Origin of the sequence: Mesorhizobium sp. M1A.F.Ca.IN.020.06.1.1 (assembly GCF_004023265.1) — a bacterium.
Taxonomy (GTDB): Bacteria; Pseudomonadota; Alphaproteobacteria; order Rhizobiales; family Rhizobiaceae; genus Mesorhizobium.
In genome coordinates, this window is the sequence record NZ_RZSR01000491.1 from 1 (window position 1) to 4,395 (window position 4,395).

Below are 4,395 nucleotides of genomic sequence, written 5' to 3' on the forward strand. Positions count from 1 at the left end.
ACAGATATCCACTACCTGCACCACAAATATTTCGAGGTGAACTACGGCGACGGCCTGATCCCGTTCGACCGCTGGTTCGGCACTTTCCATGACGGCAGCAAGGACGGCGAGGCGCGCATGCAGGCCCGCTACGAGAAGAAGAAGGCGCGCGCCAACGCCGCCGCGAAATGACAGCTGCAGAGAAAGCCACGTGGCCGGCCTGAGCCGCCCGCTTCGACGATCCCGAAAGGGCCGGCGAACAAGACAGGAGTGAGCCGGCACTCCAAATCCAGAGGGAGGAAACCCGTGAAGAAGCTTCTCATCTCGACGGCGCTCGCCGCTTTGATGGCGACCGCGTTCGCGACTGTCTCGACCGGCGCCTTCGCCGCCAAGCTCGGCGTCTCGATCGTCAACTTCGACAACAATTTCCAGACGCTGCTGATGCATGGCATGCAGGCGCGCGCCAAGGAGAAGGGTGCCGAAATCCAGGTCGAGGACGCCCAGAACGACGTCGCCAAACAGCTGGACCAGGTCAAGAATTTCATCGCCAGCGGCGTCGACGCCATCATCGTCACGCTGGTCGACACCAATGCCTCGAAGACCATCAGCGAGGAAGCCGCCAAGGCCGGCATTCCGCTGGTCTTCGTCAACCTCGAGCCATCGGACATGAAGAACCTGCCGGAGAAACAGGTCTATGTCGGCTCGAACGAGGTCGAGTCCGGCACGCTGGAAGCCTTCGAGGTCTGCAAGATGCTGCGCGCCAAGGGCAAGTCGGCCGGCGCTACCGCCTACATCATCATGGGCAGCTTGGTGCATCAGGCGGCGCTCCAGCGCACCAAGGATGTCGAGCAGATCTTTTCGACCGACATGTGCAATTTCATCAAGGTCACCGACAAGCAGTCGTCCGAATGGTCGCGCGACAACGCGCAGAACCTGATGACCAACTGGCTGACTGCCGGCCCGGCGCCCGACGCCGTCATCGCCAACAACGACGAATCCGCCATCGGCGCCATCCTGGCGCTCAAGGCCAACGGCGTCGACCTGAAGAATGTCGTGGTCGGCGGCATCGATGCCACGCAGGACGGCCTGCAGGCGATGAAGGCCGGCGAGCTCTCGGTCACGGTGTTCCAGAACGCCAAGGGCCAGGGCGGCGGCGGTGTCGATGCGGCGCTCGCGCTTGCCAAAGGCGAGAAGGTCGACCGCGTCGTCTATGTGCCGTTCGAACTGGTGACGCCCGCCACCGCGGCGGAATACCTGAACAAGAACTAGACCCGGATCATCGGGGCGGCCGGCTTCGCCGCCCCGATGGGTTCGCCTCGATCTGAAGGCAAGACAGATCTGAAGGGAAGAAAAATGACCGGTTGGATCAGGGCCTGCGGGCTCGACGACATCGAACAGGAAGGCGCCCGCCGCTTCGACCATGGCGGCAAGACCTATGCCGTCTTTCGCTCGCCCGACGACGAGGTCTTCTGCACCGACGGGCTTTGCACGCATGAGGCGGTGCACATCGCCGACGGCCTGGTCATGGACTACGAGGTCGAATGCCCAAAGCACGCCGGCGCCTTCGACTACCGCACCGGAGCCGCCAAGCGCCTGCCGCCATGCATCAACCTCAGGACCTATCCGGCGAAGGTCGAGGCGGAGCGGTGATGGTGGCGGTGGGCTGAAAAGCTCCCCCTTCTCCCCTTGTGGGAGAAGGTGGATCGGCGCGCAGCGCCGAGACGGATGAGGGGTGTTCCAGCTTGGCGGCCACGACGACAGCGCAGCGACATTCCCCAGCGCCTCACTCCGTCCAGCACCCCTCATCCGTCGCCTTCGGCGACACCTTCTTCCACAAGGGGAGAAGGAAAGAGGCGCTAAATCCCCTCGCCATCCACCAGCGGCACGTCGTCGCCTTCCCAGGGGCTCGGCAACGAACCTCGCCCCGCCGTGGGCAGCGGCATCCAGCATCTCAACTCCGGCTCGGCATATTCGACGATGCGTCCGGGCGATGAATCCGACGCCCGCCAGCCTTCCTCGCCGAACTGGTCGGCGCGCGACCAGTAGGCCATGTCGACCTCGGCCGGTCCCTGTTCGGACGAGCGCACCGTCACCAGGATGCGACTGCCGTCCCGCGGCGCGCTCGCCATGTTGCGCCAGTGGTCGGTCTCGTCCATGTGATCTCCTCCCAAGAAGCTTCGTGGCAATAGTCGCCGCCCGCCGGGGAGGGGTCAACCCGAACTTGGCGCGAGACAGAAATATCGTTCACGGCTAATATGTTCGCCGACCGCAATCGGACGGACGACCATGGACGAAGGGTTGCCTCAAGCCACCCGTCTCGGGCCGGTCCATCTCAGGGTGACCGACATCCCGGCTGCCTTGATCGTCTGGCGCGACACGCTCGGATTGGCGGTCCTCGGCGAGGATGCCGCCACGGCGGAGCTCGGCGCCGGTGGGCGGAAGCTTATCGTGCTTCACGCCGGAGCGCAGATTGCGCTGCCGCAGAAATCGCGCGATCTCTTCCACGTCGCCATCCATGTGACGAGCCGCCGCGACCTCGCCCACACCGCCGCCCGGCTTAAGGCTTCCGGCTTGCGCTACAGCGCCCAGGACCACCTGGTTTCGGAATCGCTCTACGTTTCCGACCCGTCGGGCAACGGCATCGAGATCTGCTTCGACACGCCGGAACGCTGTCTGCGCCGCGAGGTGTCGGCCGATGGCCGCGTGGCGCTGATCGGCACCGACGGCAGCGCGCATTCCGGGCTCGAGCCGCTCCATCTCCCGGGCCTTTTGCGCGACCTCGGCAATTCCGGCCATGTCGAGCAGAGGATGGCGAAGAACGCCTTCATCGGCCACATCCATATGCGCGCCCGCGCGCCGGAAGAACTGATGGAATTCTATGTCGGCGTGCTTGGCTTCCGCCCGCACATCCAGTCGAGAAGTTTCGGCATGTTCGACTGCGGTACCGGGAGCCGGCCGCATATGGTCGCCTTCAATATCTGGGCGCGTGACGAGCTGCGCGAGCCGCCGCCGGGTGCCGGCGGACTCGACCATTTCACGGTTGAGCTTGCATCGGTCGAGGAGCTGGCTGCGCTGGAACGCAGGCTCGATGCCGCCAACCTGCCGCCGAAAAAGATCGGCGGTGCCGTGGAAACCGCGGATCCGGAAGGCAATAGGCTGCGGTTCGTGCTTCGGGAGGATTGATCGCGCCGCAGCGGACGATTGGGGAAGACAAGTGGGAGAAGGGGAGAATGACCATCAGGGTGATAGGAACCGGCTTCGGCCGCACCGGCACGGATTCGATGCGCGAGGCGCTGACCATGCTCGGCTTCGGCCCGTGCCATCACATGTCGGAGGTCATGGCGCATGCGGAGCAGAAGCGGCTCTGGCGAGCGCTCGCCAAGGGCGCCGCGCCGGATTGGAATCGGCTCTTTGCCGGTTATACATCCTGCGTCGACTGGCCCTCGGTGCATTACTGGCGCGAGCTGATCGAAGTCTTTCCGCAAGCGCGCGTCATCCTCACCTGGCGCTCGCCGGAAAGCTGGTGGGAGAGTTTCGCAAAAACCATCCTGCCGGCCGTCATTGACAGCCAGGATCAGGAGTCGTTGGGCGTCACCCTTGTCACGAAGCAGGTTTTCGGCGGCCGCCCGCAGGACCGCGCGCATGCGCTTGCCGTCTATGAGGCCAATATCGAAGCGGTGCTGAAGACGGTGCCGGCCGAGCGCCTGCTGGTTCACAAGCTGGGCGACGGCTGGGCGCCGCTCTGCGCCCATCTCGGCGTTCCGGTGCCGGACGAGCCCTATCCCAACCGCAACACCACGAAGGAGTTCCGGACGGCGCTTTCGTTGAATTGAAGGGAAGGGAGGGGAATAGGGGAATAGGGGAAAAGGTACTGGCATCCGATGTGCGGAGTTCACGAAGTCTGATCTTCCCTACTCCCCTATTTCCGTTCCGCAGGAAGGAGCACCACCATGATGAGCCATTTGGACACCACCTTCCTGACCGCGTCGCAACTGGCGGCGGCGATCCGCGAGAAGAAGGTCGGCGCTGTCGAGGCGATGGAGGCGCAGCTTGCCCGCATCGCTGTCGTCAATCCGCTGCTCAACGCCATCGTCACCCTCGACGAGGAGGCGGCCCGCGCTGGAGCGCAGGCCGCGGATATGGCGGTCGTGCGAGGCGAGGCCGTCGGTCCGCTCAACGGTGTGCCGGTCACGCTGAAGGACGGCCATGCCACAGCCGGCATGCGCACCACCATCGGTTTGGAAGCCTTTTCCGGTCATGTCCCGGCGACGGACAGCACGATTGCCGCGCGGCTGCGCAAGGCCGGCGCCGTCATCATCGGCAAGACCAACGTGCCGCCCAGGCTGCGCGACCTGCAGACCGACAATCCGATCTTTGGCCGCACCGTCAATCCGTGGGACGTTACCCGCACGCCCG

At 64.7% G+C, this 4,395-nt stretch carries 5 protein-coding genes and 2 pseudogenes; 6 read left to right on the top strand and 1 reads right to left on the bottom strand.

Annotation, left to right across the window (positions count from 1 at the left end):
- From EOA60_RS39105 to EOA60_RS20530, 3 genes and pseudogenes are all read left to right on the top strand, one after another.
- Positions 1-171: pseudogene (locus tag EOA60_RS39105) on the top strand (sterol desaturase family protein); the annotation flags it as partial.
- Positions 172-285: 114 nt separating this feature from the next.
- Positions 286-1,248, top strand: a complete 963-nt coding sequence (locus tag EOA60_RS20525) for a substrate-binding domain-containing protein (RefSeq protein ID WP_095824548.1) — start codon at positions 286-288, stop codon at positions 1,246-1,248.
- 84 nt (positions 1,249-1,332) lie between these two features.
- Positions 1,333-1,646 (top strand): annotated as a pseudogene (locus EOA60_RS20530) (MocE family 2Fe-2S type ferredoxin).
- A gap of 189 nt (positions 1,647-1,835) precedes the next feature.
- On the opposite strand, the gene EOA60_RS20535 reads toward EOA60_RS20530, so the two are convergent.
- On the bottom strand, positions 1,836-2,135 hold the full coding sequence (locus EOA60_RS20535) for a hypothetical protein (protein ID WP_095783445.1): 300 nt from the start codon (positions 2,133-2,135) through the stop codon (positions 1,836-1,838).
- Between the two features lie 130 nt (positions 2,136-2,265).
- Here EOA60_RS20535 and EOA60_RS20540 point away from each other — a divergent pair, with 130 nt between their 5' ends.
- The 3 genes from EOA60_RS20540 to EOA60_RS20550 all read left to right on the top strand — a co-directional run.
- Positions 2,266-3,162 (top strand): VOC family protein, encoded by an 897-nt coding sequence (locus EOA60_RS20540; RefSeq protein ID WP_095824546.1) that lies wholly within the window; start codon positions 2,266-2,268, stop codon positions 3,160-3,162.
- A 47-nt stretch (positions 3,163-3,209) separates the two neighbouring features.
- A complete protein-coding gene (locus tag EOA60_RS20545) occupies positions 3,210-3,812 on the top strand; it encodes a sulfotransferase family protein (RefSeq protein ID WP_127335202.1) in 603 nt (200 codons plus the stop codon).
- A gap of 117 nt (positions 3,813-3,929) precedes the next feature.
- Positions 3,930-4,395 (top strand): amidase family protein (locus EOA60_RS20550; RefSeq protein ID WP_245502590.1); only part of this gene is annotated, 466 nt, incomplete at its 3' end.